Genomic DNA, 26,579 nt, shown 5'->3' with positions numbered 1-26,579 from the left:
CGCGCGGATTGTTTACCTCGGGTCCGTTCGTTTGTCACGCGTTTTGCGTTCCCGTTCGACGCGGCTCGCCGGCGGGGCCAGGGCCCCGGGTCCAGGCGGCCATGTCACGGCGCCTTTGCATTCGCGATCGCGGCATAGTCGATCGGCCGATGGCGGTCGATCGCGAGCTCGGCCGGCGGCATGGGATATTTGAGCCCGGTCGCGCAGTTGAAGAGCAGGCAGCGATCCTGCGGACCGACGCGGCCGTCCTTCAGGGCCTGCCGATAGGCCGCGAAGGTCGCAGCGCCCTCGGGACAGAGCAGCAGCCCCTCCTCTTTCGCGACGGCCTCTTGCGCCGCGACGATCGCGTCGTCCTCGACCGCGATGGCGAATCCGCCGCTCTCGCGCACCGCGCGCAGGATGAGGAAGTCGCCGATCGCCACGGGCACGCGAATGCCGGCCGCGATCGTATGCGCGTTCGGCCAGAGCTCGGCATGCTCGTTGCCCTCCTCATAGGCCTTCACGATGGGCGCGCAGCCCGAGGCCTGGACCGCGATCATCCTGGGCCGCCGGGCGCCGATCCAGCCGATGGCCTCGAGCTCCTCGAAGGCCTTCCACATGCCGATCAGACCGGTGCCGCCGCCGGTCGGATAGAAGATGGCGTCCGGCAATTCCCAGCCCATCTGCTCGGCCAGCTCCAGCCCCATGGTCTTCTTGCCCTCGATCCGATAGGGCTCCTTGAGGGTCGAGAGATCGAACCAGCCGACGGCCTCCTTGCCGCCGGCGACGATCTTGCCGCAATCGTTGATCAGGCCGTTGACGCGATAGACCGCCGCCCCCTGCAGCGCGATCTCGCGGACATTGACGTCGGGCGTATCGGCCGGACAGAAGACGGTGCTGCGCATCCCGGCGCGCGAGGCATAGGCCGCCATCGCCGCACCGGCATTGCCGTTGGTCGGCATCGCGAGATGGGCGAGCCCGAGCTCTTTGGCCATGGCAACCGCGAGCGCCAGCCCACGCGCCTTGAAGGATCCCGTCGGCAAGCGGCCTTCATCCTTGACGAGGATGGTGTCGGCACCGGCCCCGAGCGCCCGCGCGAGGCGCGGCAGCGGAACGAGCGGCGTCATCACCTCGCCCAGCTCGACGACATTCTTCGCGTGACGCACCGGCAGGAACTCGCGATAGCGCCAGAATCCGCCGCTGCGTTCCGCCAGCGCCTTCTTCGAGACGGCCTTAGCGAGGGCCGCCAGGTCGTAGCGCACCAGCAGCGGCTTGCCCGCCTTGGAGAGCCCATGCAGCCGGTCGGCCTCATAGCGCTCGCCCGTCATCGAGCATTCTAGATGGGTGACGAAGGTCGGCCACGCGCCGGCGTCGGTGGAAACGGATGTCATGAATGCCCTTCAGGTGATGAACTCGGAAAGCCGGCGCAACGATCAGCGGACTCCCACGTCGAGGCAAGGGCCCGTTCGGGGGCGTCCAATAATAACGCCTCGGCGACAGTGAAATCCGGCGATTTCGAAGGGGCTAGGGGCTGGCGGCCGGGCCTTCGCCCCGTGAGGTGAAATCCGCCAGATATTCCGAGGTTGGCGTCACGCCCGTGAGCAGCAGATGCTCGCGCGCCCGCGTGCAGGCGACATAGAGCAATCGGCGCTCGGTCTCATAGATATCATCGAGCTCTGCTTCCTCCGCGGCGTCGGCGACGCGCTCGTCGAGCGGCAGAATTCCTTCGTCGCAAGCCATCACGACGACGGCCCGAAATTCCAGCCCTTTGGCGAGGCTCATGGGAGCGGTGGTCATTTCATTGGAGCCTGCCAGCCCGGCGATTGCGGCCCGGGCGCGGGCGACAAGCTGCGATGTGCGGACGAACAGGCCGATCTCACGGGGTGCGATTCCCTCGCCAAGCCAGGTCTCGACAGCCTGGCGGACCGTGTCGGCTCCCGCGGCGACGGTGGCGAGGGATTTCACCTCCGGCTTCGGACCGTCGAAGACCGAGATGATCCCCCGCCGCTCGTCTTCCAGCCCGTCGGTATCGCGCAGCACGGCCGGCAGGAGCCGGTCGGCGGCGCGGCGAATCTGTTGCGATGTGCGGTAGCAGACCTTGAGCGTGTGCGATCGGCCCCGCACGTCGACGCCAAGGCTCGCCCAGGAAAATGGATGCTGGAAGATGCGTTGTCCCACGTCGCCCGACAGGAACAGGCCATCCGCTCTTGCCGGCGCCAGGGCCGCAAAGAATCTCAGCTCCGCCCAAACCTCGGCGCATGTGGCGACGATCTTCCGACTGGACACTGCCTGGGTCTGCGTCTGCAAGTTTCATGCAGCCTTGCGGATGCGGATGTTTCAGGCTTCTCGAGCGCCGGAACGGAAAGCGCTTTCCGCTGGGTGCAGTCCAGTCAACGGTTCGCTGCCGAGAGGCCGGGGCTTGCAATCGTTCGACGAAACATCTTGAAAAGTTAGTCCAATTGACGTACATTTCGGGGCAGAGGTGACCGATGACCACAACGGTTAAGCGTAACCGACGTCTGAGAGAGGAGCGGCTCGGCTTTCGCGTCGATGAGCCTACAAAGGCCTTGATCGAACGCGCCGCGCAGCTCGAGAGGCGGAAGCTGACTGATTTTTGCATGACCGCGCTCACGGAGGCGGCCCGGCGCACCATTGCGGCGCACGAAACGATCATGCTCTCCGAACGCGATCGTACCGTGTTCTTCGACACGCTCGTCAATCCGCCGGCGCCAAGCGAGCGCCTCCAGCGAGCGTTCGCGGAACATAGGCGCCGGATCGTCCGGTGAATGGCAAATCGGCCGTCTGCGGACCTGCGTCCGCCTGCAGACCTGCGCATTCTGCCGCTTGACGAGAGGCACGACCGCTGCGGCTTCGCCTGCGGTGTGGAAAGCCTGGACCGTTATCTCAAGACACAGGCCGGGCAGGATGTTCGTCGAAAGGCGAATGCGGTTTTCGTGCTGAGCGCGACGGCCGAGCCGGAGCGCGTGCTCGGCTATTACACGCTCTGCGCGATGGCGATCGCCCAGGGCGAGGTGCCGGAAGCGGCGCGGAAACATGTCCCGCGCTATCCGCTTGTCAGTTGTACGCTGATCGGCCGGCTGGCGGTGGCGAAGGACCGGCAGGGTCAGGGTCTCGGCTCGATCCTTCTTGCGGACGCGCTGCAGCACGCGTTCGAGAGCGCGGGCATCGTCGGTTCCTCCATGGTGATCGTCGACGCGCTGGACGAGGCCGCCGTCAACTTCTATGCCGCGCACGGCTTCGTCCGGCTGCCGGATTCGCTGCGCCTCGTTCTGCCGATGCGCCAAGCCGGTGCGGGATACGAGCGCTTCCCGGCGCTTCCCCCTGCGTCTCCGGCCTCGTCGGGCAGGGTCGCGAAGCAAAAAACGGCCCCGAAGGACCGTTCTGAATAATCCATTCCATCTTGAGAAACTGGAGCGGGCGAAGGGATTCGAACCCTCGACCCCAACCTTGGCAAGGTTGTGCTCTACCCCTGAGCTACGCCCGCATCCGTTTGGGTACTCGACGGCGAAGGCCTCGTCCTCAAGACCGCCCCCGTCAAGGGCGCCAGATAATAGCGACCGGAGTCAGCATTGCAAGCCTGCGGTTGCCAGCGGCTTAAGATGCGACCGCTTGTCCCGAAGCCGCAGGATTCCGCGATTTTTTGGCGATGTGCGGCGCGGCTTCGGCGGTTTTGGAGGCCGTCGGGGTTGCCGAGGGTGCCGGCGCCCCCTAAGACTGGCGCCCCGAACGACCCTCGCCACCACCCCAGACCCGAACCCTTTGCCATGTCCGATACCGCCGCTCCTGCCGCCGCCGTCCTGCCGACCAGCCCGGAAGCCGTGATCCAGCGCCTGGCCGATCTCGGCATCGAGACCGAGGTCCATCGCCATGCGCCGGTCTTCACCGTCGAGGAATCCCAGGCGCTGCGCGGCGACCTGCCCGGCGGCCATATCAAGAACCTGTTCCTGCGCAACAAGAAGGGCGACCAGATGTGGCTGGTGGTGGTCGAGGAGACCCGCCGCATGGATCTGAAGGCGCTGGCGCCCAAGATCGGCGGCGACAAGCTCTCCTTCGGCAGCCCGGACCGGCTGATGACCTATCTGGGCGTGCTGCCGGGCTCGGTGACGCCGCTGGCCCTCATCAACGACAAGGCGCACAAGGTCCAGCCGGTGCTGGATCGGGCGCTCTTGTCGATGAACCCGCTCCATTGCCACCCGCTGACCAACGACATGACCCTGTCGCTGGCGCCGGCGGACCTGCTGAAATTCATCGAGGCTTGCGGCCATAAGCCGATCTTCCTCGACCTCTGAGATCGCGGCCGGCGCCCGCTGGCCGGTCCGGCCCTGCCGGCAACAGGGTTAAGGCCGGGGATCTTGTCGGGCGGGGTTGCCAGACGCTTAGCAAAACGCCATTTATCTTTGCAAATTCGGAACCATAGGAAGATCGATCATGGAGACGCTTATCGGCCAGGGTAACGCGCCGGCTCACGCCAATGGCGCCGCGGCCCCGGTCAAGGACAGCAGCGATCAGGACTTCATGGCGGACGTCATCGATGCCTCGATGACGGTGCCGGTGATCGTCGATTTCTGGGCGACCTGGTGCGGGCCCTGCAAGACGCTCGGGCCCATCATCGAGAAGGCCGTCAAGGAAGCCAAGGGCGCGGTCAAGCTGGTGAAGATCGACGTGGACAAGAATCCCGCGGTCGCCGGCCAGCTCCGCATCCAGTCGATCCCCGCGGTCTATGCCTTCTTCCAGGGCCGGCCGGTCGACGGTTTCGTGGGCGCGCAGCCCGAGAGCCAGGTGAAGCAGTTCGTGCAGCGCCTCGCCAAGACGGCGGGCGCGGCGGCCGGCCCCTCGCCGATCGACGAGGCGCTCGAGCATGCCGAGGCCGCGCTGAAGGAAGGCGATGCCGCCACGGCCAGCGCCATCTTCGGCCAGGTGCTGCAGCATGAGCCCGAGAACCTGCCGGCGATCGCCGGCCTCGTGCGCTGCCTGGTGAAGGCGGGCGAGCTCGAGGAAGCGCGCAAGCAGCTGGCGAAGGTTCCCGCGAACCAGGCCAACGACAAGCTGGTGGCCGCGGCACGCGCCGCGCTGGAGCTGGCCGAGCAGGCGGGCCAGAAGCAGGGCGGCCTCGAGGAACTCAAGGCCAAGCTCGCCAAGGATCCCAACGATCACCAGTCGCGCTACGACCTGGCGCTGGCGCTCTATGGCAATGGCGAAGCCGAGCCGGCGCTGGACGAGCTGCTCGAGCTGTTCCGCCGCAATCGCGGCTGGAACGAGGAAGCGGCGCGCAAGCAGCTGGTGAAGATCTTCGAGGCGCTGGGCCCGACCGATCCCCTGACCCTGTCGGCGCGCCGGCGCCTGTCGTCCCTGATGTTCGCCTAAGGCGATGGCGCGCGGGCCGTTCGATCCCGCCTTCGAAGCGCTGCCGGCGGAGATTCCGGTGTTTCCGCTGGCGGGCGTTCTGCTCCTGCCCGGCGGCAGGCTGCCGCTCAACATCTTCGAGCCGCGCTATCTCGCCATGACGCGCGATGCGATCAAGGGCGAACGGATCATCGGCATGATCCAGCCGGCCGAGCTGGAGCGCCCGGGCCATGTGCCGGCGCTGCAGCAGGTCGGTTGCGCCGGCCGCATCACCGCCTTCAGCGAGACCGAGGACGGGCGCTATCTGATCACCCTGGGCGGGCTCGCGCGCTTCCGCATCGCCGCCGAGCTGCCGGGCGTCTCCGGCTACCGGCGCGTCCGGGCCGACTTCATGCCCTTCGCCGAGGACATGGCCGAGACTCCCGCGCTTGAGCTCGATCGCGCGCGACTGCTGCGGGCGCTCAAGGGCTTCTTCCACCAGCAGGGCATCAAGGCCGACTGGGAGCAGATCGAGCGCACGGCCGACGCGGCGCTCATCACCTCGCTCGCCATGGTCTGCCCGTTCGAGCCGCAGGAGAAGCAGGCGCTGCTCGAAGCCGGCTCCGCCACCGAGCGGGGCCGCGTGCTGACGGCGCTGATCGAGATGGCGCTCCTGGGCGGAACCGGCAGCGGTTCCTCCGGCGAAGCCGCGCGCCATTAGGATCGTCAGGAGAATCCGGGGAACCGCCATGGCCGAACGCAAAACCTCCGACCGGCGCTACGAGGTCGATCCGAAGCTGCTGGAAATTCTGGTCTGCCCGGTCACCAAGGGCCCGCTCGAATATGACCGCGAGCATCAGGAGCTGATCAGCCGCAAGGCCGGCCTCGCCTATCCGATCCGCGAAGGCATTCCGATCATGCTGGCGGACGAGGCCCGCTCGCTCGACGAGGATGGCCGGCGCTGAGCCGGCGCCCGCGGGTCATCACAGCCATGAGCGAGAAATTCGGCGCCGAGCATTGGCCGATCGAGATCCGGCTCAAGCAGAACGAGCGCGCGCTCGAGATCGATTTCGACGACGGCAAGTCGTTCCGCTATCCGGCGGAATTCCTGCGCGTCGAGAGCCCCTCGGCCGAGCTGCAGGGCCACGGGCCCAGCCAGAAGCAGATCCTGGGCGAGCGCGCCCATGTCGGCATCCTCGCGCTCGAGCCTGTCGGCAACTACGCGGTGCGCATCAAGTTCGACGATCTCCACGACACCGGCATCTATAGCTGGGCCTATCTCTACGAGCTCGGCGCCAACCAGGCCGAGCTCTGGTCGCGCTATCTGACGGCCCTGGAAGAACGCGGCCTCTCGCGCGAGCCGAAGCGGCATTCCTGAGGCGACGCCTGCTCGTCGTGCCGGCGAAGGAGGCTGCGAAAGAATCGAGCGAAGCATAGAAACTCCACGCCCCCTCCCCTTGCGGGAGGGGGTAGGGGGAGGGGTGATACCGCATGAGGTCACGATAAAAAATGTCGAGCCAGGTCTGCTCGTGTTCATCCGTTCGCAGCTTAGCCTCAGCCTGCTGCTTTCAGAGCGTGGATCGATCGTAAGTGTGGGCGTCATCGCGCCCATGTCGCCCCTCCCCCTACCCCCTCCCGCAAGGGGAGGGGGCGAGAATATTTCTGAAGCCCTCTTACGGCGTCATTCGATTTCTTCACACGCTCCTTCGCCGGGGTGACGAAAGAGTCGTCTCACCGTCCCTTTCCTCCCTGGACGCCAGCCCCCGCCGAGGGCTTGAATGGGCGCCGCCAAGCCTGGGGTCCCACCGGGCAGGTGCTGAGAGAGGAAACCAGACCCGATGGCGCCCGATTCCGCCGGCCCGAAACCGCCCTTCAGATCGCTCGATCCCGATATCCGCCGCGCCCGCAAGTCGCCGATCCTCGACGCGATCGACAGCGAGGCGCTGCTCGACATGCGCAAGCTGCGCACCTATCGCCTCGGGCGGTTCCGCGCCGAGCTCAAGAAGCGCGACTGCATGGGTGCCCTGCTCTACGACCCGATCAATATCCGCTACGCCACCGGCAGCCGGAACATGGCGGTCTGGACCCTGCACAACGCGGTCCGCTATGCCTTCGTCCCGACCGAAGGGCCGATCACGCTGTTCGACTTCCATAACTGCGAGCATCTGGCCGACGGGCTCGAGACCGTCGCCGAGGTGCGGCCGGCGGTCGGCTGGACCTATTTCGGCGGCGGCTCGCGGCTCGACGAGTTCGCCAAGCGCTGGTCGGACGAGATCGTCGATCTGGTGCGCCGGCATGGCGGCGGGAACAAACGCCTCGCGGTCGACAAGCTCGATCCGACGGGAACGCATTTCCTCGAGGCCGCCGGCATTGACATCGTCGAGGGCCAGGCGGTCTGCGAGCTGGCGCGTGCGATCAAGTCCGACGAGGAGCTCGCCTGCATGGTGACGTCGATCACCGCCTGCGAGACCGGCATGGCGAAGATGCGCGACGCGCTCGAGCCCGGCGTGACCGAGAACCAGATCTGGTCGCTGCTGCATCAGGCCAATATCGCGGCGGGCGGCGAATGGATCGAGACGCGGCTCCTGACCTCGGGCGGGCGCACCAATCCCTGGTTCCAGGAATCGAGCGACCGCGTGATCCGCTCGGGCGAGCTGCTCAGCTTCGACACCGACCTGATCGGGCCCTTCGGCTATTGCGCCGACATCTCGCGCACTTATTTCTGCGGCCATGGCAGGCCCAGCGCCGAGCAGAAGCGGCTCTATGGCCTGGCCTACGAGCAGATCCACACCAATCTCGACCTGGTGAAGGCGGGCATCGGCTTCCGCGAATTCTCCGAGAAGAGCTTCAAGCTGCCGGAAGCCTGCGCCCCCAACCGCTATTCGGTCGTGTTCCACGGCGTGGGGCTGGCCGACGAATATCCCGCCAGCATCTATGCGCAGGATTACGAGCGCGGCGGCTATGACGGCGTGCTCGAGGCCGGCATGACCATCTGCATCGAAAGCTATATGGGCGAGGTCGGCGGGCTCGAAGGCGTCAAGCTCGAGCAGCAGATCCTGGTGACCGAGACCGGCTACCAACTGCTCTCGACCTTCCCGTTCGAGGACGCGCTGCTGCCGTCGCGGTGGCTGTAACGGCGCCACTTTCATCGCCGGACCTGATCCAGCGGTGCCACCCCCTCGTTGTCATCGCCGGACTTGATCCGGCGATCCAGGGCCAAGGGCGCGATCTCGACAAAGTCTGGATTGCCGGATCAAGTCCGGCAATGACAGGCTAACGGAATCACAGCCGCTCCCCGCGAATGAGCCGCGGCAGGTCGCCGACCATGCCCATCGCGTGGCGCATGAAGAGGCGCTTCAAGGGCGGCATGCGGTTGACCAGGCTGAGCCCGATGTCACGCGCCAGGCGCACCGGCGCGATGTCGTTCGAGAACAGGCGATTGAGAACGTCGGTCGCGGCCATCAGCATCAGATTGTCGAAGCGCCGCCAGCGCTCATAGCGCTCGAGCGGCTCGCCGACGCCGATATCGAGGCCGAGGCGATGCGCATCGACCAGCGTCTCTGCCAGCGCCGCGACATCGCGCAGACCCAGATTGAGGCCCTGGCCGGCGATCGGATGGATCGCATGGGCCGCGTCGCCGACCAGTGCCAGCCGGTCGCCGATATAGCGCATCGCATGCTGCAGCTTCAGCGGATAGGCCCAGCGCAAGCCCAGGAGCCGGATGCGGCCGAGCGAGTCGCCGAAGCGATGCTGGATCTCGGCCGCGAAGCTGTCAGATGGCAGCGCCATGATTGGCGGCACGAGCTCGCGCTTCTCGGTCCAGACGATCGAGGAACGATGGCCGTTGGCATCGTCGACCATCGGCAGCACCGCGAACGGCCCCGACGGCAGGAAATGCTCATGCGCCACGTTCTGGTGCGAGAGCTCATGCCCGATGGTGCAGACGATCCCGCTCTGCGGATAGTCCCACTCGGTCAGGCGGATGCCGGCGGCCTTCCGCATCGGCGAGCCGCGCCCGTCGGCGGCGATCACGACCCGGCCGGTGAGGCTGGTGCCGTCGGCGAGGGTCACGCACGCCTGGCCCGGTTCGTGCGACAGACCCACGGCCTGGGCCGGGGCCAGATGCCGGATGCCGCGCCGCGCAGCGACCGCCGCCAGCAGCACCCGGCGGATCACCCGGTTCTCGACGATATAACCCATCGGCGCCGGTTTCGCGGCCGCCGGCCCCGGACGCCGCTTGCCGGGCCGCGGCGGCTCGAGCTCGCGGTGATCGTAATGCAGGAACAGGAGCGAGGCCGGCTGGCCCACCCGCGCATCCGAGACGCGGATGTCGAGGATCGGACAGGCCTCGGGCGCCATCTTGTTCCACACCCCGATGCCGTCGAGCACGCGGCGCGAGCCTTCGGCGATGGCCGAGGCGCGGCCGTCATAGGCCATGGCCTCGCGCTCGGTCGCCGGCAGGCTGTCCACCAGGATCACGGTCAGGCCGGCATCGGCGAGCGCCAGCGCCAGGGTGAGGCCGACCAGACCGCCCCCGGTGATGAGCACGTCGGCGTCGGGCAGCCCGCGGCGGCCTGCATCGTTGGCAACGGCCGGATCGGTTCGCGTCGGTTCGGCGGTATGGGTCATCGCAAGGACCACCATAGCGCGGGAAGGGCGTCTTCGGCAGCGGCACTCGATGCCGCGCATCCCGCCGCCGGAGACTGAAGCGCGATGTCAGTTCCGCGATTCCCGCTGCCCAATTGCGCGCCAGCCTGCCCAATCAAAAATCACGCTTCGATTCGCGACTCGGCGAAATCCGAGGGATTCCGCGGGACTCCGGAGTTGGCACGGAACGTGTTTAGGGCCCTCGCTGAGTGCTCGTTTTAATTCTCTCTCGTGCTTCGGAGGATTGCCCAATGTCGCGCCTTTTGTTGTTCGTCCCTCTTCTGCTCGCCGCCCTGATCGGCGCCAGACCCGCCTTCGCCGCCGACCTCGCCCTGGACCGCGGCGACACGGCCTGGATGCTCACCTCGACGGCCCTGGTCCTGATGATGACGATCCCGGGCCTCGCGCTCTTCTATGGCGGCATGGTCCGCAAGATCAATCTGCTGGCGACCATGGCGCAGAGCTTCGTCATCGTCTGCCTGGTCACCGTGCTGTGGATGGTCGTCGGCTACAGCCTCGCCTTCAACGGCGACGGCAAGCTCTTCGGCGATTTCAGCCGCTTCATGCTCCATGGCATGACCACCGCGACGGCGCATCCCCTGGCGCCCTCGATTCCCGAGCCGGTGTTCATGACCTTCCAGATGACTTTCGCCATCATCACGCCAGCCCTGATGGTGGGCGCCATCGCCGACCGCATGAAATTCTCGGCCCTGGTCCTCTTCGCCAGCCTCTGGCTGCTGTTCGTCTATGTCCCGATCTGCCACATGGTCTGGGGCGGCGGCCTGATCGGCACGGCCGGCGTGCTCGACTATGCCGGCGGCACCGTCGTGCATATCAATTCCGGCGTGGCCGGCCTGGTGGCCGCCCTGGTGCTGGGGCCGCGCACCGGCTTCGGCAAGACCGCCTTCACCCCGCACAATGTCGGCCTCTCCACCATCGGTGCCGGCCTGCTCTGGGTGGGCTGGTTCGGCTTCAATGCGGGTTCGGCCGTGGCGGCCGACGGTCGTGCGGGCATGGCCATGGCGGCCACGCAGATCGCGACCGGAGGTGCCGCCCTCTCCTGGATGGTGGCCGAGTGGGTGTTCCGCAAGAAGCCCAGCCTGCTGGGCATGATCTCCGGCGCCGTCGCCGGCCTTGTCGCGGTCACGCCCGCCTCGGGCTTCGTCGATGCCGAGGGCGGCCTGGTGATCGGCCTCGTCGCCGGCGTGGTCTGCTTCTTCGCCACCTCGACGCTCAAGAACGCGTTGGGCTATGACGACTCGCTCGACGCCTTCGGCGTGCATGGCATCGGCGGCATGGTCGGCGCCATCCTGACCGGCGTCTTCGCGACCCAGACCGTCACCGGCTCCGAGACGCCGGTCGGCTGGATCGACGGGAACATTGGCCAGGTCGGCACGCAGCTCTATGGCGTGGCCATCACCATCGCCTACTGCGCCGTCGTCACCTTCGTCATCCTCAAGGTCGTCGGCCTGCTGACCCGCGGCTTGCGCGTCACGCCGGACGAGGAGCGCGAGGGCCTCGACATCGTGCTGCATGGTGAATCGGTCGCTTAACAGGCGACCGCATCCGATCGCCGGCGAACCCGTGGTCTGGCGGGCGCGTCGGCGACTGGCGAAGCTTCGTTAGCGGGTTACTGGCCCCGGTCTATGTTTTCGAAGCCGGCCCGTACCCGGGAGCACCGAGGAGAAGCTTCGCCTTGAGGGGCGGTGGGATCAGGGTCCCCGCCGCCCCTCGCCTTTTGGGGCTTGGCCGTTCCGCGGGAGACCCCTTTCCTCGCGGGGAGAATCGGGCGAGACTCCGGGCGCCAAGGAAGACAAAGCAAGAACAATGACTTGGTTAACCGACCAACCTTGGGCCGCTCTATAGGTTGGCTTGTAAGAACGTCCCACAAGCTATAGAATTGTTTATGTTTTGTCCCCGAGTCGCGACTCGGAAGCCCGCGCGGCTGCCCGGACGACGCTTTTTCAGGCAATTCGGACGAACCCGACCCGTCGATGACCGACCGCCTCGATCCGCTGCTCCGATTCCATCCCTTCACCCGGCTCAACTCGCTACTGCAGGGAATCGAACCGGGCCATCAGCGTCCCCTTCTGTTCTCGGTGGGCGAGCCGCAAGCCGCGCCGCCGGAGATGATCAAGGGTCCCCTGGTCCAGAACCTGGCGGAGTGGGGCCGCTATCCGCTGGCGGTGGGCAATGCCGAATTCCGCTGCGCCGCCACCGACTGGCTCAACCGGCGCTTCCATCTGCCGGCTTCGATGCTGGATCCGGAACGCCATCTGATGCCGATCGCCGGCACGCGCCAGGGTCTGTTCTTCATCGCGCTGGCGGCGCTGCAGGAGCCGGTCTCGGCGTCCGAGCGGCCCGCCGTGCTGATGCCCAACCCGTTCTATCACGTCTATGCGGGCGCGGCCGCGATGGCCGGCGGCGAGCCGGTCTTCCTGCCGGCGACCGCGGCCACCGGCTTCCTGCCCGATCCCGAGGCGATCGACCGGCGCACGCTCGAGCGCACGGCGCTGGCCTATGTCTGCTCGCCCGCCAATCCGCAAGGCGCGGTCGCCTCGCCAGCCTATCTCGCGCGCTGGCTCGGGCTCGCGCGCCAATACGGATTCACGGTCGCCTTCGACGAATGCTATTCGGAGCTCTATCGCGACGCGGTGCCTTCGGGCGCGCTCGAGGTGGCGGCCGAGGCCGGCGGCAGTCTCGACAATCTGGTGGTGTTCCATTCGCTCTCGAAGCGCTCGTCGGGTGCGGGCCTGCGCTCGGGCTTCATCGCCGGCGAGGAGCGCATGCTGAAACGCATCGCCCAGCTGGTGAACTATGGCGGCGTGGCGGTCCCCTATCCGATCCTCGCCGCCTCGACCGTGCTGTGGCGCGACGAGGCCCATGTCGCGGTCAATCGCGCGCTCTATAACGAGAACTTCGCGTTGGCCCGGCGCATCCTCGGCAACCGCATGGGCGCCACCCCAGGCGGCGGGTTCTTTCTGTGGCTCGATGTCGGCGATGGCGAAACGGCGGCGAAACGGCTCTGGGCCGAGGCCGGGCTCAAGGTGTTGCCCGGCGGCTATATGGCGCGCGCCGGCGCGAACGGGCAGAATCCGGGCGAACGCTATATCCGAGTCGCGCTCGTCTATGATGCCGCCGCCACGCAAGAAGGCCTGGAGCGGATGGCGCGGGTCCTGACGAGCAACGTTGCGGCTGCATCCGAGGAAGCAGGATCATGACCGATGAGACGAGCGGCCTGATGCGCATGCCTTTCCTGCCCGACGACTGGCGCCCCTTCCTGAAGCGGCGCGCGGTCGAGCTCGGCGGGTTGCTGCTGCTGGCGCTGGCGGCGGTGCTGCTGCTGTCGCTGCTGAGCTACAACGCCGACGATCCCTCGCTCAACACCGCGACCGGCAGCTCGGTGCGCAACCTGATGGGCTATCCCGGATCGGTCATCGCCGATCTGCTGCTGCAGGCGCTCGGCATCGCCAGCCTCATGCTGGTGCTGGTGCCGTCGGTCTGGGGCTGGCGCGTGCTGCGTCACCGCGTGAGCGGCCTGTGGTGGCTGCGCCTGCTGCTGCTGCCTTTCTCGATCCTGTTCCTCGCCATGGCGCTGGCGGCGCTGGGCACGACCGGCAGCTGGTTCCTCCCTGTCGGCCTCGGCGGTTATGCGGGCGATCTGCTGCTGCCGCGCCTGGCCCATCTGGTCGGCCTGCCGGCGAGCCTGATCGCGATCCTGGGATTCGGGCTCTGGGCGGGCCTGGGCTACCTGGCGCTCGGCATTTCCGCCCGCGGCTATGTGGCGGCCTGGCAGCGGCTGCAGCAGGCGGGCGACCTGACCGGCCGCCTGATCGGCGCGCTGCGCCGGCGCTTCAGCCGCGAAGAGGTCGATGCCGAGGCGGCCGAATGGCGTGCCGAGCAGGCGGAGCAGCGGCGGCGACAGCGGGTCGAGCCGCATCTGGGCGCGGAGGAAGACGACGAGGATTCCGCGGGCGAGCCGGTCCATTCGCCGGCCGCGCGCGCGGCGGAACGCCCCGAGGCGGGCCCGCGCGTCGAAGCGCCGAAGGCGCGTCCCAAGCCCGGCAAACGCGCCGAGCGCGACCGCCAGCCGGCCCTCGATCTCGTCACCAACGAGGAATACACGCTGCCGCCCCTGGAGCTGCTGGCGAAGCCGCCGGCCAATCCGGTGACGCAGAAAATGTCCGAGGCCGCGCTCGAGCAGAATGCGCGGCTGCTGGAATCGGTGCTGCAGGATTTCGGCGTGCGCGGCGAGATCGTGAAGGTGCGTCCCGGTCCGGTCGTGACGCTCTACGAACTGGAACCCGCCCCCGGCACCAAGACCAGCCGCGTGGTGGGCCTGGCCGACGACATCGCGCGCTCGATGAGCGCCGTCTCGGTGCGCGTCGCGGTCGTGCCCGGGCGCAGCGTCATCGGCATCGAGCTGCCGAACCAGATCCGCGAGACCGTGATGCTGCGCGAGCTGCTCGCGAGCGATGCCTATGAGCGCACGGCCGCCAAGCTCGCCCTCGTTCTCGGCAAGGATATCGGCGGCCAGCCGATCATCGTCGATCTCGCGCGCATGCCGCATCTCCTGATCGCCGGCACCACCGGCTCAGGCAAGTCGGTCGCGATCAACACGATGATCCTGTCGCTGCTCTATCGTCTCTCGCCGGACGACTGCAAGTTCATCATGATCGACCCGAAGATGCTGGAGCTCTCCGTCTATGACGGCATCCCGCATCTCCTCACCTCCGTCGTCACCGATCCGCGCAAGGCCGTGGTCGCGCTCAAATGGACCGTGCGCGAGATGGAGAACCGCTACCGCCTGATGTCGAAGCTCGGCGTGCGCAACATCGAGGGCTTCAACATCCGCATCACCGAGGCGGCGGCCAAGGACGAGAAGCTGAGCCGCAAGGTGCAGACCGGGTTCGATCCCGAGACCGGCCAGCCGATCTACGAGGAGGAGGATATTCCGCTCGAGCCCCTGCCCTTCATCGTGGTGGTGGTGGACGAGATGGCGGATCTCATGCTGGTCGCCGGCAAGGATATCGAGGCCGCGATCCAGCGCCTGGCGCAGATGGCGCGGGCCGCCGGCATCCATATCATCATGGCGACCCAGCGCCCCTCGGTGGACGTGATCACCGGGACCATCAAGGCGAACTTCCCGACCCGGGTCAGCTTCCATGTCACCTCGAAGATCGACAGCCGGACGATCCTGAGCGAAACCGGGGCGGAACAGCTGCTGGGGCAGGGCGATATGCTCTATATGGCCCAGGGCGGCCGGATCACCCGCGTGCATGGACCCTTTGTCGCGGACCAGGAGGTTGAAACCATCGTCCGCTTCCTTAAAAAGCAGGGCCAGCCGACCTATATCGAAGAGGTCACTCAGGACGAGGAGGCGGAGGCCTTGGACGGCGAGGGCGGGTTTGGCGGTGGCGACAGCGGCGATGCGCTGTACGATCAGGCCGTCGCCATCGTCTGTCGCGAACGCAAGGCCTCGACCAGTTTCGTTCAGCGCCACCTCCAGATCGGCTATAACCGGGCGGCGCGGATCGTCGAGCGCATGGAGCGCGAAGGCGTGGTCAGCACGGCCAACCATGTCGGCAAGCGCGAAGTGCTCGCTCGCAACATTGACGGAGATCTATGAGATACGACGCTTTTACGGGACCGCTGGCCGATGCGACATGGGCCGCTCCCACGCGCCGAGGCTTGCTGAAGACATTGGGCGCGCTGCCGCTGCTGGCGGCGGGCGCGTCCGTTCTGCGGCCCCGCTCCGCCGCCGCGTCGACGCCCGCCGCCAAGGAACTGACGGACCAGGACCGCGGCGACCTCAAGCGGGCGGAGGAGTATCTCAACGGCATCACCACGATGCGCGCGAAGTTCCAGCAATATTCCAATACGGCGGGGCTCGCCTTCGGGAAGATCTATCTGCGCCGCCCCGGCAGGCTCCGCGTCGAATATGACCCGCCGCTCAAGGTGATCATCGTCGCCGACGGGCTGGTGGTGAGCTATTACGACATGGACCTGGACCAGATCAGCCAGGTGCCGATCGGCTCCTCGCCGCTCTGGTTCCTGCTGCGCGAGACCGTCTCCTTCAAGAACGGCGTCACCGTGAGCGAGGTCATTCGCGAGCCGGGCGCCTTGCGGATCGGCGCATTCGAAAGCGGCTCGCCCGAGGCCGGCCAGATCGAGCTCGCCTTCGCCGACGACCCGCTCGAGCTGCGGCAATGGACCATCCTCGACCCGCAGGGCAACCAGATCCGGGTGGGGCTCCAGGACGTGACCATGGGCGGGGCGCTCGCCAACGCGCTGTTCGCCACCCCCAGCAAGGGCCTGCCGTCCGACAATCGCTGAGGCGGCGCGAGGGAAAGCCTCGCGGATCGGCGTTTACGTCGGGTCAGGCATCTTGCGCTAGCATGATGCGGGCCGGGGCTTTCGGCCCAATATTGATATCCGCCGGGTTCGGGGCTTTCGACGCCACCCGACCGGCCGGTCCCGGGGCGGAAACGTCCCGGGGAACGCAGGTCCGGCGTCTGACGGGGCGAGCCCACTCATGTATCGCATCGACGCCTCCTGGCCCGCGATCGGCATCCCGGCTTGCGTCAAGTCGGTCGAGGAATTGCCGTTCCACGCGGTCGGCGAGAAATACATCACGGCCGTGGTCGAAGGCGCGCAGGGCATGCCCTTGCTGCTGCCGGTGCTGGGCGAGGCCTATGACCTGCCCGCCCTGCTCGACCGGCTCGACGGGCTGCTCTTCACCGGCAGCCTTTCCAACATCCATCCGCGCCATTACGGCGGTCCGCCCGATCGTGCCGACAGCCCGCAGGATCCGCAGCGCGACGCCACCACGCTGCCCCTGATCCGCGCCGCCATCGCCGCGGGCGTGCCGCTGTTCTGCATCTGCCGGGGGCATCAGGAGCTGAATGTCGCACTCGGCGGCACCCTCCATACGCAGGTCCATACCCTGGCGGGCAAGCTCGATCATCGCAGCCCCAAGAATGTCGATTACGACGCGAGATACGCACCGCAGCACAAGATCGCGCTGGAACCCACTGGGATGCTGACGAAAATCCTGGGGCGCAGCGAGATCGAGGTGAACTCCCTCCATTGGCAGGCGATCGACCGGCTGGCACCAGGACTCGTGGTCGAGGCCAAAGCCCCCGATGACGTGATCGAGGCCGTCCGAGTCGAGAAGGCCAGGAATTTTGCCTTCGGCGTGCAGTGGCACCCCGAATACAAGGTGACCGAAAACCCTGTTTCACTTGCGCTTTTCAGGGCTTTCGGAACGGCCTGCCGGGAGCGTGCGCGGGCCCGTTTGCGGGCCCCTGGGAAAGCCGCGGAATAGACGCGCCCCAGTGTTGCAAAAACATCATGGTCAAGAGCCAAAGCGACCTTGAAAGCCGGGGCGATCCGTCTTAAATGAAAGGCATACAGTGGCGGGCGCCGCAATGGCGACCGTCGCCCGAAGTGGCATCCCCTACCGCAACGGGCTCCTAGACGGAACTGAGAACGCCCGGTCTCCCCCTGGCCGGGCGTTCGCCTTTTCAGGCCCTGGAATCGAGCCTAAGCCTGTGAAATCGCAACTGATTTCACGTTCGCAGGCAAGCTTCCAGCGGCCGTCGGGCAGGCCTCTCTGGGTCGCCCGATCCCCGGTCCCTGATGGCGCGAGCGCGGGTGTCCCACCCGCGTTCGCGCCTCGGACCGGGCTTTCTTCAAGCCCTTCTCCGGCAACGAAAACCTGAAACTCTAGGAATCTTATCTCCGGACCCCTGTGGCCCGCCGGCCACCATGCCGGCCGGAGTCGACGGCCGGCCCCTTTGCGCTATAAGAAACGGCCTTCGAATTCGGGCCCGCGCGCGTCTCCTGTCGCGCTCGAGCGGGCACCCCCATCACCCCATCCGGAACGGTGCATGCGTCTCGTCACCTGGAACGTCAATTCGGTTCGCCTGCGGTTCGACCATCTCGCGCGCCTGGTGCAGCGCTGGGACCCCGACGTCATCTGCCTCCAGGAGATCAAGGTCCATGACGACCTGTTCCCCAAGGCGGAGCTGCTGCCGGGCGGTCACCCGCATCGGCGCTGGCGCGGCATGAAGAGCTATAACGGCGTCGCCATCCTCTCGCGCCTGCCGCTCGAGCCGGTCGAAGGTCCGGACTGGTGCGGCAAGGGCGATTGCCGCCATCTCGCGGTCACGCTGCCGGGCGGCGTCGAGCTGCACAACTTCTATGTGCCCGCGGGCGGCGACATCCCCGACCGCAAGGCCAATCCGAAATTCGCCCACAAGCTCGACTTCCTCGACGAGATGACGGACTGGTTCGCGAGCGAGCGGGACGCCAAACGCAAGATGATCCTGGTGGGCGATCTCAACATCGCGCCGCTCGAGACCGATGTCTGGTCGCATAAGCAGCTGCTCGACGTGGTGAGCCACACGCCGATCGAGGTGGAGAAGCTGACCGGCCTGCAGGAGGGACTGGGCTGGACCGACGCGGTGCGCCATTTCATTCCGCCCAAGGACCAGCTCTATAGCTGGTGGAGCTACCGCGCCGCCGACTGGGAAGCGTCCGATCGCGGCCGGCGCCTCGACCATATCTGGGTGACGCGTCCGCTCAAGAGCAAGCTCAAGGGCGCGGCCGTGCTGCGCGAGGCGCGCGGCTGGGCGCAGCCCTCCGACCATGTGCCGGTGGTGGTCGACTTCGCCTGAGCGGATGCCACGAATGCCGATCCCGCAAGGATCGGCGCCGCGCTAGGCTCTGCGGCGATAGAAGTGATAGCGCCCGACCTTCACGCCCTCGGGCAGCGGCAGCGGCTCGAGCCCGTCGTCGGGCAAGGGCTGATCGCCCGCGACCAGGCCGCCCGGCGCCAGCAGGCGGGCTATCGTCGGCGCCAGATCCTGCGCCAGCCGCAGGCTCGCGGTCTTGTCGCCGGTGCCGATATCGGTGTGGATCAGGACCGCCGGCTCGGGTGCGCCTTCGAGGAAACGCGGCAGGGTCTCGCGGGCATCGCCCAATCGCACCATGTCCGTGGGCGGCACGCAGTCCGGATGCGGATTGATCTGCCGGTCGAAGACATAGATCTTCCGCCCCGGAAACAATTCGCGCAGATGATCGTAGGTGCGGCCATTGCCGAAGCCCAACTCGAGGATCGGCCCCGGTCGCGTGCCGATCAGCTGTGCCGCCCGGTCGAGACAGAGTTTCTGGGCCTGCATGCGGCGGATGTAGGAGTCGAGCCGGCTCATGCGGCACTGCCGGCGGCGATCGGCCTCTTGTTACGCTTCACGCATGTTCCATTTGATTGAGCCGTTGCTGGCAGTTTCGAAGCTGCGCGGTGGTGTGCTCCAGCCGGTGCGCGAGCACCCGCATGATCTCGACGCCCATGACGGGAAAATCGTTGATCATCTGGAAGAAGAGATCGCGCGTGATCTTGAGCGTGATCGTGGGCATCTCGGCGGTGATGGTCGCGGTGCGGGGCACGTCGCAGATGATGCCGATCTCGCCGACGATTTGATCCTTGCCGACCTTGGCCACCAGCAGGGGCCCGCTCGCGAGCTCGACCGTTACCGACACGCTGCCGTCGATGATGAGATAGGCGGCATCGGCAGGATCCCCTTGATGGAACAGCACCTCGCCTGACGGAAACGTCACGCGTTCGCTGGCGAAGGCGAGCAGGCGCAATTTCGCCGGATCGATCTTCGAGAACATCGGGATGCGTCGCAGCAGTTCGACTTCCTGATTGATGCTCATCTGTGGCCTCCTATCCCGGGCCCGTTAACAGTAGATGGTTGCTGCGGTCCGCCGGCTCAAGCCGCGCTGACCAGTTCGTGAAAGGTCGTGCCGGAGCGGTCGAGATCGGCCGGCGGCCCCTGCTCCTGCAACCGCCCGTCGCGCATGACCAGGACGCGATCGAACCGGCGCGCCAGGTCGGCGCGATGCAGGACCCACAGCACGCCGAAACCCTCCTTGTCGCCGAGGATCGTTTCGGCGATCCGCATCTGGCTGGCATTGTCCAGGAGCGAGGTCGCTTCGTTCAGCACCAGCAATTGCGGGCGTTTCAGGAGGGCGCGGCCGAGACCGATCTTCTGGCGCTGGGCGGCGGTCAGGCGCTTGCCGGCGATCCCCACCTGGAAATCGAGCCCGACGCCCAGAACCGATTCCCGCAAATGGCGGGCATCGAGCACCTCGGCGATCAGGCGGCCGATCTTCTGGGCCGCCTGCGCCTGGCCATAGACCAGGCGTCCGAACAGGATGTTGTCCTGCAGGCTGGCGATCGCGTTGTAGCGCTCATGGTCATAGAACTCGATCGAGCCCTTGAGCGCGTCGGGCAGGCCTTGCGCGAAGGCGCGCCGCGCCTCGAGCAGGCGGCGTTCCATGGTTTCGTCCACCAGCCCCAAGCGATGGCGGGCCTCGATATAGGGCAGCGTCAGCTGGATCAACCGGACCCGGGCGTTCTTGTCCAGCCCGGTCACACCCGACTTGCCCCACTGGCCGAGGATCGCGCGAAACTGCGGAAGATCTTCCGCGCCGATGAAGCTGAACTGCTCGAAGAAGGGATGACCCGGCGGCAGATCGGCGAAGATCTCGATCATGGTCTCGGCGATCTGGCGGCCCATATCGACCAGCGTGTCCACCAGGCCGAGGCGCCCCAGCACCTCGCGGATATAATCGTTCTCGACCAGCCGCTCGGGCGCGAGGTCGCCCTTGGCGGTGCCGAACAGCAGATTCTCCGCGACCGACATGTTCTTGTTGTAGCGGTCGGGATCGAAGGGCTCGACCAGGGCTGCCAGTTGCGGGTCGGACAGCCGGCGCGCCAGGTCCTTGCGGGCGGCGACGACGGCGATGGCGAGATCGGGCCGCTGGGTCGGATCGATCGTGCCGCGAAGCCCCAGCTGATAGACGTCCTCGTCGAGCTCGATGGTCTTCAGCAGGGCCGTCAGCTTCGCCTCCAGCCCCTCGGGCCCCTCGACACCGGCGGATTCATAGTCGATCCAGTCGGCGTTGAGATCGAAGTCCGGATTGCCCGCGCGCCGCGCTTCGCGCGCCACGGCATCGTGCTTCGCCAGGGCTTCCCCTTCATATTTCGGCAGCCGTATCGGGCGATGCTTCAGCCCATAGATCAGGTTCTCGCGCACCGACAGGGGGAAGAGATAGGGCTCGGGACCGGCATAGGCGATGTGCCGGCCGATGACCGCCTCTGGCATGTCGGCCAGATTCTTGCCGCCGATCGAGATGCCGCCGGCGGCCGAGGGCATCAGCCGCATCAGAGCCAGCGCCAGTCCCTCGCGGCCGCTGCCGCCCGGGCCGATCACCGCGATCTTGGAGCTCAGCGGAAAATTCACGGCGATGCCGTCGAGGACCCGCGATCCGGCTTCGTCGATGACGGTGAGGTTGGAGAAAGCCACATCGCCTTCGAGTGCCGGCGCCGAGGCGTCGATCGCCTGCAGTTCGGCGGCGAGCACGCCGTCCGGCTGGAATTGATCGACCACCTGCTCATACTGGATCTGGACGGACTGGCGCTGCTGATCCCAGTCGATCAGCTCCTTCACCGGCCCCGGCAGGTCCTTGTAGGCGGAGATCACCGCCACCAGGCCGCCGATATCGAGATGACCCGTGATCGCGAGATAGCCGCCCACCAGGTAGAAGAGGAAGGGCGTCATCTGCGCCAGCATGTTGTTCAGGAACTTCACCGCGAACTTGCGCTGATAGAGATCGAACCGGATGTCGAAGATGCGCGCGAGCCGGGTGGCGATGTCGGCCCGCTCATAGTTCGAGGTGTCGTGGGCATGGATGTCGGGCGAGCCGTCGACGCATTCGGCGATGCGGCCGGCCAATTGGCGCGCCGTCAGCTGGCGCGCCTTGCCCAGCAACAGCACCTTGACGCGCAGCTTTGGAATGATGATGGCCTGGGCCAGCAGGATCACCACCGTGATGGTGCCGAGCAGCCAGCTCTGGGCCAGGATGAAGGCCAGCGCCGTGATCGCCTGGCCGCCGAGGAAGGCCGGCGCCACGAAGGCATCGCCGATGAAGCCGCCCAGGGGCTCCACCTCGTCCTTGATCATGGTGGCGATCTCGGCCTGCTTGACGCGGCGGAAGTGAAGCTGCGGGAAGCGCAGGACCCGGTCGAACAGCTCGTAGCGCAGGCGGCGCAGCATGCGCTCGCCCATCCGGCCCTTCTGCGTGTTGATCTGCAGCTTGAAGACGCCGTTGATGATGACGAGGAGCAGGAACAGCAGGCTGAGCGCGACCAGGTAGGGGATCTGCTCGAGGGGGAAGCCCTCATAGAGGGTCACATGGCCCTTGCCGAAGAGGCCCTGGAGGAAGCCCGGCACGTTGAAGGCGATCGGAAAGAACAGGGTGGTGGTGTTGCCGCCGGTAAAGGCCTGGCCCTGGATCGCCCGGTTGACGATCGCCTTGGGCAGATCCAGGGAGAGGAAATAGAACAGCTGGGACAGCGCGACGATGCCGAGGATGACCAGCTGCTCGGTCTTGCTATGCCGCCATATGTATTTGAAAAGATTGGATTCCAACCGGATTCCCCCGCCCTCGGGAGCGGCGCCGCCACAGGCCGTCCCTTCATCTCTCCCTTACCATAGCCAACCGGGGGCCGCCCGGAATAGCGCCAAGCTATGGGGAGTCTTAGGATTTTCCCGATAAGTTCGCTTTCTTCGGGATTTGCCGCTGTGGCATAGTCCCGCCCCGGGGAAATCGAATTGTAAACGCCAGCGGCCGTCCAGAATGAGCGAAGCGCGTCGAAACGCCCGCGTGCTGATTTACAGCCACGATACCTTCGGCCTCGGCCATCTGCGCCGTTGCCGCGCGATCGCGCATTCGCTGGTCGAACGCAACAAGGAACTCTCGGTCCTGATCCTGACGGGCTCGCCGATCATCGGCTCGTTCGATTTCAGGGCGCGCGTGGATTTCGTCCGCATTCCCGGCGTGATCAAGCTGCGCAACGGCGACTACACCTCGCTCAGCCTCCTGATCGATATCGAGGAGACGCTGGCGATGCGGGCCTCGATCATCCGCCACACCGCCGATATCTTCGATCCCGATCTCTTCATCGTCGACAAGGAGCCGCTCGGCCTGCGCGGCGAAGCGCTCGAGACCTTGGAGATGCTGCGCGAGCGCGGCACGCCCCTGATCCTGGGCCTGCGCGACGTGCTGGACGAGCCCGCCCTGCTGGCGCCCGAATGGGAGCGCAAGCGCGTCGTCCCCGCCGTGGCCGATCTCTATGACGATATCTGGGTCTATGGCCTGCCGCAGGTCTGCGGCGATCCGCTGGCCGGTCTCGATATCCCGTGGTCGGTGCGCAAGCGCATGACCTACACGGGCTATCTGCCCCGCACGCTGTCCGCGGCCCATGGCCAGATGACGCATCTGCAGAAGATCACCAGCCCCTATCTGCTGGTGACGACCGGCGGCGGCGGCGACGGCGAAGGGGTGATCGACTGGGTGCTCTCGGCCTATGAGCATGACCGCGCGCTGCCCTATCCGGCCCTGCTGGTGCTCGGACCCTTCATGCAGTCCGAACGCCAGGGCGAGTTCCTGGCGCGCGCCTCGCAGCTGCCCAATGTCGAGGCCATCACCTTCGATGCCCAGATGGAGCATCTGATGGCGGCAGCGGTCGGCGTGGTGGCGATGGGCGGCTACAACACTTTCTGCGAGATCCTCTCCTTCGACAAACGCGCGCTCATCGTGCCGCGCATGCATCCGCGCCGCGAGCAATATATCCGCGCGGCGCGCGCCGCCGATCTGGGTCTCTGCCAGATGGTCACCGAGGAAGACAGCAACCGCGATCCGCATCTGATGGCGACGGCCTTGCGCCAGCTGCCGCAGCAACGGTTGCCGTCGCAGGTCGTGGTGCCGGGCCTGCTGGACGGGCTCTACAACGTAAACCGCCTGGCCCAGCAATGGCTGGCCCGCGAGCGCCAGCCCAAGATCCGCCGCGCCACCTACAATCCGGCCGTCGGCCTCGGCTGACCGCCGGCCGCGCCCGAGAACCCCGCTCAACATCCGGATCGCGTTGATGTTTCCCGTCATGCCGCGCCGCTCGACAGCGCCGGTCCGGCTCGGTCATGATCGCGGGCCCGGCGCGCGGCCGGCCTCTCCGGGCCGGCGCGGCCGTCGGCTGATGGCGAGGCTTTAGGACCCCCTTGGCAGGCACCGTCGCCTTTCTGCTCAAAGGCTATCCGCGGCTGTCGGAGACCTTCATCGCGCAGGAGATCCGCGCGCTCGAGCAGCGCGGCCTCGACATCCGGATCGTGTCGCTGCGCCATCCGACCGATCGCGCGGTCCATCCGGTCCATCGCGAGATCAAAGCGCCGATCCTTTATCTGCCCGAATATCTGCATCAGGAGCCGCGGCGCGTGCTGCGCGCCTGGCGCAGGCTGCACCGTCATCGCCGCTATCCCCTCCTGTTCCGAGCGTTCCTCAAGGATCTGCGGCGCGATCCGACCCGCAACCGCGTGCGCCGCTTCGGCCAGGCGCTGGTGCTGGCGGCCGAGCTGGCGCCGGGCGTGGAGCGGCTGCACGCGCATTTCCTCCACACCCCGGCTTCGGTCGCCCGCTACGCCGCCCTGCTGCTCGACCTGCCCTGGAGCGGCTCGGCCCATGCCAAGGACATCTGGATCACGCCCGAGTGGGAGAAGCGCGAGAAGCTCGCGAGCCTCGACTGGCTGGTGACCTGCACCGCCCAGGGCCGCGATCATCTGGCGGCACTGGCGCCGGGGCCCGCGACCGTCACGCTCGCCCATCACGGTCTCGATCTGCAGCGCTTCCCGGCACCGGCCCTTCGACACGACGGACGCCGCGACGGCAGCGATGCGCGAGCGCCCGTCCGGCTGCTCTCGGTCGGCCGCCTGGTCCCCAAGAAGGGTTACGACGTTCTGCTGGCCGCCCTAGGCCGCTTGCCGCGCGATCTCGCCTGGCGCCTGGTTCAAATCGGCGGCGGCCCGCTCAAGCCGGCGCTGCAGCGCGAGGCCGCCCGCCTCGGGCTCGCGGACCGGATCGACTGGCGGGGCGCGCAGCCGCAGGAGGTCGTTCTCGCGGCCTATGGCGACGCCGATCTCTTCGTGCTGGCAAGCCGGGTCGCGCCCGACGGCGATCGCGACGGGCTGCCCAATGTGCTGATGGAAGCCCAGAGCCAGGGGCTCGCCGTCCTCTCTACGCAACTGCCCGGCATCGGTGAATTGATCGAGGACCGCGGCAACGGTTGGCTGGTGCCGGCGGGCGATGAAGAGGCGCTGGCCCAGGCGATGGAGCAGCTGATCCGCGATCCGCAGCAGCGGGAGACGCTGGGCGCCGCAGGCCAGGCGCGGGTGCGGCGCGCGTTCGACATGACCGACGGGATCGAGCTGCTGGCCCGCAAATTCGGGCTTGCCGATCCAGCGGCGCAGGCCGATTCGCGGCGGGTCGCGCGCGCGGCCGTGGGCCTGCGCTCATGAAGGTCGCGTTCTACGCACCGCTGAAGCCGCCGGGCCATCCGGTGCCCTCGGGCGACCGCGCCATGGCGCGGCTGCTGATGGCGGCCCTCGCCAAGGGGAATCACGAAGTCATGCTGGCGAGCCGGCTGCGCTCGCGCGAGGCCGCCGGAGACCCGGCGAGCCAGTCGGAGCGCGCCGCGATCGGCCGCCAGCAGGCCGAGCGGCTCATCCGGCGCTGGCAGGCTTTGCCGGCGACGGCGCGGCCGACCCTCTGGCTCACCTACCATCTTTATTACAAGGCGCCCGACTGGATCGGGCCGCGTGTCGCCGATGCGCTGGGCCTGGCCTATGTCGTGGTCGAGGCGTCGCATGCGCCCAAGCGCGCGCAAGGCTCCTGGGCCGAGAGCCATGCCGCGGTCGAGGCCGCGATCCGGCGCGCGGATGCAGTGATCGCGCTCAATCCGACCGATATGGCCTGCGTGCGGCCGCTGGTGGCGTCCGATCGCCTGTACCTGCTGAAGCCCTTTCTCGACGAGGGTCCGTTCCAGGCCGCGATGGCGGCAAGGCTGCGCCACAAGCGCGAGATCATGACAGCCTATGGGCTCGACCCGGAGCAGCCCTGGCTGCTGGCCGTGGGGATGATGCGGCCGGGCGACAAGCTCGCCTCCTATCGCCTGCTGGCCGAGGCCCTGGCCGCCCTCATGGATCGCCGCTGGCAGCTGCTGGTGGTGGGCGACGGCCCGGCCCGCCCCGAGGTCGAGGCGGCGCTGGCACCGCTGGGATCGGAACGGCTGCGTTTTGCCGGCGCGCTCGGTGCCGAGCGCCTGGCCGCGGCCTATGTCTCCAGCGACGTCATGGTGTGGCCCGCGATCAACGAGGCCTATGGCATGGCCCTGCTCGAGGCGCAGGCGGCCGGCCTGCCGGTGGTCGCGGGCGACAGTCCCGGAGTCGCTTCGATCGTGGCCAGCGGCGCCACCGGGTTGCTGCCGGCGCTGGGCGATGCGCCCGCTTTCGCGGCAGCCGTGCGGTTGCTGCTCGATGCGCCGCAGCGGGGCCAGCAGATGCGCCACGCGGCGCTGAACAAAGTCGCCGCCGATCATCGTCTGGCGGTGGCGGCGGCGGCCCTCGACGAGATTCTCATGGCCGCCTCGTTGCGGGCGCAGCGCGCGGCGGGCGGCCCTGCGCTGGCGAGCGCGTGAACGATGCGCCGGCTGC

23 protein-coding genes and 1 tRNA gene are annotated in these 26,579 nt (G+C 67.3%); 17 read left to right on the top strand and 7 right to left on the bottom strand.

Annotated elements, in window-relative coordinates; all coding sequences use genetic code 11:
* Window positions 1–104: 104 nt before the first annotated feature.
* Window positions 105–1,370: a threonine synthase gene (locus FRZ44_RS26250; RefSeq protein WP_151179967.1), complete on the bottom strand. Its 1,266-nt coding sequence runs from the start codon at window positions 1,368–1,370 to the stop codon at window positions 105–107.
* Window positions 1,371–1,503: 133 nt separating this feature from the next.
* The gene (locus FRZ44_RS26245; protein WP_151179966.1) at window positions 1,504–2,286 is read right to left on the bottom strand and encodes a 3'-5' exonuclease; all 783 of its coding nucleotides are present in this window, start codon (window positions 2,284–2,286) and stop codon (window positions 1,504–1,506) included.
* A gap of 182 nt (window positions 2,287–2,468) precedes the next feature.
* On the opposite strand from FRZ44_RS26245, the gene FRZ44_RS26240 reads away from it, so the two are divergent.
* Complete coding sequence (locus FRZ44_RS26240; RefSeq protein ID WP_151179965.1) at window positions 2,469–2,765, top strand: type II toxin-antitoxin system TacA family antitoxin; 297 nt, start codon at window positions 2,469–2,471, stop codon at window positions 2,763–2,765.
* Window positions 2,766–3,389, top strand: coding sequence for a GNAT family N-acetyltransferase (locus FRZ44_RS26235; RefSeq protein ID WP_151179964.1), 624 nt, complete (start codon window positions 2,766–2,768; stop codon window positions 3,387–3,389).
* Window positions 3,390–3,409: 20 nt separating this feature from the next.
* Here the strand turns inward: FRZ44_RS26235 and FRZ44_RS26230 are convergent.
* Window positions 3,410–3,484, bottom strand: a tRNA-Gly gene (locus tag FRZ44_RS26230).
* Between the two features lie 280 nt (window positions 3,485–3,764).
* Between FRZ44_RS26230 and FRZ44_RS26225 the strand changes: the two genes are divergently transcribed.
* From FRZ44_RS26225 to FRZ44_RS26200, 6 genes are all read left to right on the top strand, one after another.
* Window positions 3,765–4,289 carry a prolyl-tRNA synthetase associated domain-containing protein gene (locus tag FRZ44_RS26225; protein ID WP_151179963.1) on the top strand — a complete coding sequence of 175 codons (525 nt, stop codon included), beginning with the start codon at window positions 3,765–3,767 and terminating at the stop codon, window positions 4,287–4,289.
* Between the two features lie 139 nt (window positions 4,290–4,428).
* Entirely contained in the window at window positions 4,429–5,364 is a 936-nt protein-coding gene (gene trxA / locus FRZ44_RS26220; protein ID WP_151179962.1) for a thioredoxin, read from the top strand.
* A gap of 4 nt (window positions 5,365–5,368) precedes the next feature.
* Window positions 5,369–6,043, top strand: a complete 675-nt coding sequence (locus tag FRZ44_RS26215; RefSeq protein ID WP_151179961.1) for an LON peptidase substrate-binding domain-containing protein — start codon at window positions 5,369–5,371, stop codon at window positions 6,041–6,043.
* Between the two features lie 28 nt (window positions 6,044–6,071).
* Window positions 6,072–6,287, top strand: a complete 216-nt coding sequence (locus FRZ44_RS26210; protein ID WP_151179960.1) for a Trm112 family protein — start codon at window positions 6,072–6,074, stop codon at window positions 6,285–6,287.
* 26 nt (window positions 6,288–6,313) lie between these two features.
* On the top strand, window positions 6,314–6,700 hold the full coding sequence (locus tag FRZ44_RS26205) for a gamma-butyrobetaine hydroxylase-like domain-containing protein (protein ID WP_151179959.1): 387 nt from the start codon (window positions 6,314–6,316) through the stop codon (window positions 6,698–6,700).
* A gap of 460 nt (window positions 6,701–7,160) precedes the next feature.
* On the top strand, window positions 7,161–8,456 hold the full coding sequence (locus FRZ44_RS26200; protein WP_225308457.1) for a M24 family metallopeptidase: 1,296 nt from the start codon (window positions 7,161–7,163) through the stop codon (window positions 8,454–8,456).
* Window positions 8,457–8,604: 148 nt separating this feature from the next.
* On the opposite strand, the gene FRZ44_RS26195 is transcribed toward FRZ44_RS26200, so the two are convergent.
* The gene (locus tag FRZ44_RS26195; protein WP_151179958.1) at window positions 8,605–9,951 is read right to left on the bottom strand and encodes a UbiH/UbiF/VisC/COQ6 family ubiquinone biosynthesis hydroxylase; all 1,347 of its coding nucleotides are present in this window, start codon (window positions 9,949–9,951) and stop codon (window positions 8,605–8,607) included.
* A gap of 269 nt (window positions 9,952–10,220) precedes the next feature.
* Between FRZ44_RS26195 and FRZ44_RS26190 the strand changes: the two genes are divergently transcribed.
* The 6 genes from FRZ44_RS26190 (at window position 10,221) to FRZ44_RS26165 (ending at window position 18,650) form a co-directional block, all read left to right on the top strand.
* Window positions 10,221–11,522 (top strand): ammonium transporter, encoded by a 1,302-nt coding sequence (locus FRZ44_RS26190; protein WP_151179957.1) that lies wholly within the window; start codon window positions 10,221–10,223, stop codon window positions 11,520–11,522.
* A 441-nt stretch (window positions 11,523–11,963) separates the two neighbouring features.
* On the top strand, window positions 11,964–13,190 hold the full coding sequence (locus FRZ44_RS26185; RefSeq protein ID WP_151179956.1) for an aminotransferase class I/II-fold pyridoxal phosphate-dependent enzyme: 1,227 nt from the start codon (window positions 11,964–11,966) through the stop codon (window positions 13,188–13,190).
* Complete coding sequence (locus FRZ44_RS26180; RefSeq protein WP_151179955.1) at window positions 13,187–15,598, top strand: FtsK/SpoIIIE family DNA translocase; 2,412 nt, start codon at window positions 13,187–13,189, stop codon at window positions 15,596–15,598. Before FRZ44_RS26185 ends, FRZ44_RS26180 begins: the two co-directional genes overlap by 4 nt.
* A gap of 62 nt (window positions 15,599–15,660) precedes the next feature.
* Window positions 15,661–16,305 (top strand): LolA family protein, encoded by a 645-nt coding sequence (locus tag FRZ44_RS26175; RefSeq protein WP_191908308.1) that lies wholly within the window; start codon window positions 15,661–15,663, stop codon window positions 16,303–16,305.
* Window positions 16,306–16,504: 199 nt separating this feature from the next.
* The gene (locus FRZ44_RS26170) at window positions 16,505–17,296 is read left to right on the top strand and encodes a gamma-glutamyl-gamma-aminobutyrate hydrolase family protein (RefSeq protein ID WP_151179953.1); all 792 of its coding nucleotides are present in this window, start codon (window positions 16,505–16,507) and stop codon (window positions 17,294–17,296) included.
* 565 nt (window positions 17,297–17,861) lie between these two features.
* Window positions 17,862–18,650, top strand: coding sequence for an exodeoxyribonuclease III (locus FRZ44_RS26165; protein ID WP_151179952.1), 789 nt, complete (start codon window positions 17,862–17,864; stop codon window positions 18,648–18,650).
* A 42-nt stretch (window positions 18,651–18,692) separates the two neighbouring features.
* Here the strand turns inward: FRZ44_RS26165 and FRZ44_RS26160 are convergent, their stop codons facing one another.
* From FRZ44_RS26160 to FRZ44_RS26150, 3 genes are read right to left on the bottom strand one after another with little or no spacing between them, the layout of a single operon-like run.
* The gene (locus FRZ44_RS26160) at window positions 18,693–19,184 is read right to left on the bottom strand and encodes a class I SAM-dependent methyltransferase (RefSeq protein WP_151179951.1); all 492 of its coding nucleotides are present in this window, start codon (window positions 19,182–19,184) and stop codon (window positions 18,693–18,695) included.
* 37 nt (window positions 19,185–19,221) lie between these two features.
* On the bottom strand, window positions 19,222–19,689 hold the full coding sequence (locus FRZ44_RS26155) for a Crp/Fnr family transcriptional regulator (protein WP_151179950.1): 468 nt from the start codon (window positions 19,687–19,689) through the stop codon (window positions 19,222–19,224).
* Window positions 19,690–19,745: 56 nt separating this feature from the next.
* Window positions 19,746–22,469, bottom strand: a complete 2,724-nt coding sequence (locus tag FRZ44_RS26150) for an ABC transporter ATP-binding protein (protein WP_151179949.1) — start codon at window positions 22,467–22,469, stop codon at window positions 19,746–19,748.
* 208 nt (window positions 22,470–22,677) lie between these two features.
* Here FRZ44_RS26150 and FRZ44_RS26145 point away from each other — a divergent pair, with 208 nt between their 5' ends.
* The 3 genes from FRZ44_RS26145 (at window position 22,678) to FRZ44_RS26135 (ending at window position 26,563) form a co-directional block, all read left to right on the top strand.
* On the top strand, window positions 22,678–23,922 hold the full coding sequence (locus FRZ44_RS26145) for a glycosyltransferase family protein (RefSeq protein ID WP_151179948.1): 1,245 nt from the start codon (window positions 22,678–22,680) through the stop codon (window positions 23,920–23,922).
* A gap of 173 nt (window positions 23,923–24,095) precedes the next feature.
* Window positions 24,096–25,385, top strand: coding sequence for a glycosyltransferase family 4 protein (locus FRZ44_RS26140; RefSeq protein WP_151179947.1), 1,290 nt, complete (start codon window positions 24,096–24,098; stop codon window positions 25,383–25,385).
* On the top strand, window positions 25,382–26,563 hold the full coding sequence (locus FRZ44_RS26135) for a glycosyltransferase family 4 protein (RefSeq protein ID WP_151179946.1): 1,182 nt from the start codon (window positions 25,382–25,384) through the stop codon (window positions 26,561–26,563). Before FRZ44_RS26140 ends, FRZ44_RS26135 begins: the two co-directional genes overlap by 4 nt.
* Window positions 26,564–26,579 lie beyond the last annotated feature (16 nt).

Origin of the sequence: Hypericibacter terrae, from assembly GCF_008728855.1 — a bacterium.
GTDB classification, from domain to species: domain Bacteria; phylum Pseudomonadota; class Alphaproteobacteria; order Dongiales; family Dongiaceae; genus Hypericibacter; species Hypericibacter terrae.
Note: the sequence above shows the minus strand (reverse complement) of the source record. Positions and strands in the feature narration are given on the sequence as shown.

What these genes read in the sequence shown, in the direction of transcription:
- FRZ44_RS26250 (WP_151179967.1), bottom strand. Translation starts at nt 1,370, where the DNA reads ATGACATCCGTTTCCACCGACGCCGGCGCGTGGCCGACCTTCGTCACC.
- FRZ44_RS26240 (WP_151179965.1), top strand. Translation starts at nt 2,469, where the DNA reads ATGACCACAACGGTTAAGCGTAACCGACGTCTGAGAGAGGAGCGGCTC.
- FRZ44_RS26235 (WP_151179964.1), top strand. Translation starts at nt 2,766, where the DNA reads ATGGCAAATCGGCCGTCTGCGGACCTGCGTCCGCCTGCAGACCTGCGC.
- FRZ44_RS26225 (WP_151179963.1), top strand. Translation starts at nt 3,765, where the DNA reads ATGTCCGATACCGCCGCTCCTGCCGCCGCCGTCCTGCCGACCAGCCCG.
- trxA (WP_151179962.1), top strand. Translation starts at nt 4,429, where the DNA reads ATGGAGACGCTTATCGGCCAGGGTAACGCGCCGGCTCACGCCAATGGC.
- FRZ44_RS26215 (WP_151179961.1), top strand. Translation starts at nt 5,369, where the DNA reads ATGGCGCGCGGGCCGTTCGATCCCGCCTTCGAAGCGCTGCCGGCGGAG.
- FRZ44_RS26210 (WP_151179960.1), top strand. Translation starts at nt 6,072, where the DNA reads ATGGCCGAACGCAAAACCTCCGACCGGCGCTACGAGGTCGATCCGAAG.
- FRZ44_RS26205 (WP_151179959.1), top strand. Translation starts at nt 6,314, where the DNA reads ATGAGCGAGAAATTCGGCGCCGAGCATTGGCCGATCGAGATCCGGCTC.
- FRZ44_RS26200 (WP_225308457.1), top strand. Translation starts at nt 7,161, where the DNA reads ATGGCGCCCGATTCCGCCGGCCCGAAACCGCCCTTCAGATCGCTCGAT.
- FRZ44_RS26195 (WP_151179958.1), bottom strand. Translation starts at nt 9,951, where the DNA reads ATGACCCATACCGCCGAACCGACGCGAACCGATCCGGCCGTTGCCAAC.
- FRZ44_RS26190 (WP_151179957.1), top strand. Translation starts at nt 10,221, where the DNA reads ATGTCGCGCCTTTTGTTGTTCGTCCCTCTTCTGCTCGCCGCCCTGATC.
- FRZ44_RS26185 (WP_151179956.1), top strand. Translation starts at nt 11,964, where the DNA reads ATGACCGACCGCCTCGATCCGCTGCTCCGATTCCATCCCTTCACCCGG.
- FRZ44_RS26180 (WP_151179955.1), top strand. Translation starts at nt 13,187, where the DNA reads ATGACCGATGAGACGAGCGGCCTGATGCGCATGCCTTTCCTGCCCGAC.
- FRZ44_RS26170 (WP_151179953.1), top strand. Translation starts at nt 16,505, where the DNA reads ATGTATCGCATCGACGCCTCCTGGCCCGCGATCGGCATCCCGGCTTGC.
- FRZ44_RS26165 (WP_151179952.1), top strand. Translation starts at nt 17,862, where the DNA reads ATGCGTCTCGTCACCTGGAACGTCAATTCGGTTCGCCTGCGGTTCGAC.
- FRZ44_RS26160 (WP_151179951.1), bottom strand. Translation starts at nt 19,184, where the DNA reads ATGAGCCGGCTCGACTCCTACATCCGCCGCATGCAGGCCCAGAAACTC.
- FRZ44_RS26155 (WP_151179950.1), bottom strand. Translation starts at nt 19,689, where the DNA reads ATGAGCATCAATCAGGAAGTCGAACTGCTGCGACGCATCCCGATGTTC.
- FRZ44_RS26145 (WP_151179948.1), top strand. Translation starts at nt 22,678, where the DNA reads ATGAGCGAAGCGCGTCGAAACGCCCGCGTGCTGATTTACAGCCACGAT.
- FRZ44_RS26135 (WP_151179946.1), top strand. Translation starts at nt 25,382, where the DNA reads ATGAAGGTCGCGTTCTACGCACCGCTGAAGCCGCCGGGCCATCCGGTG.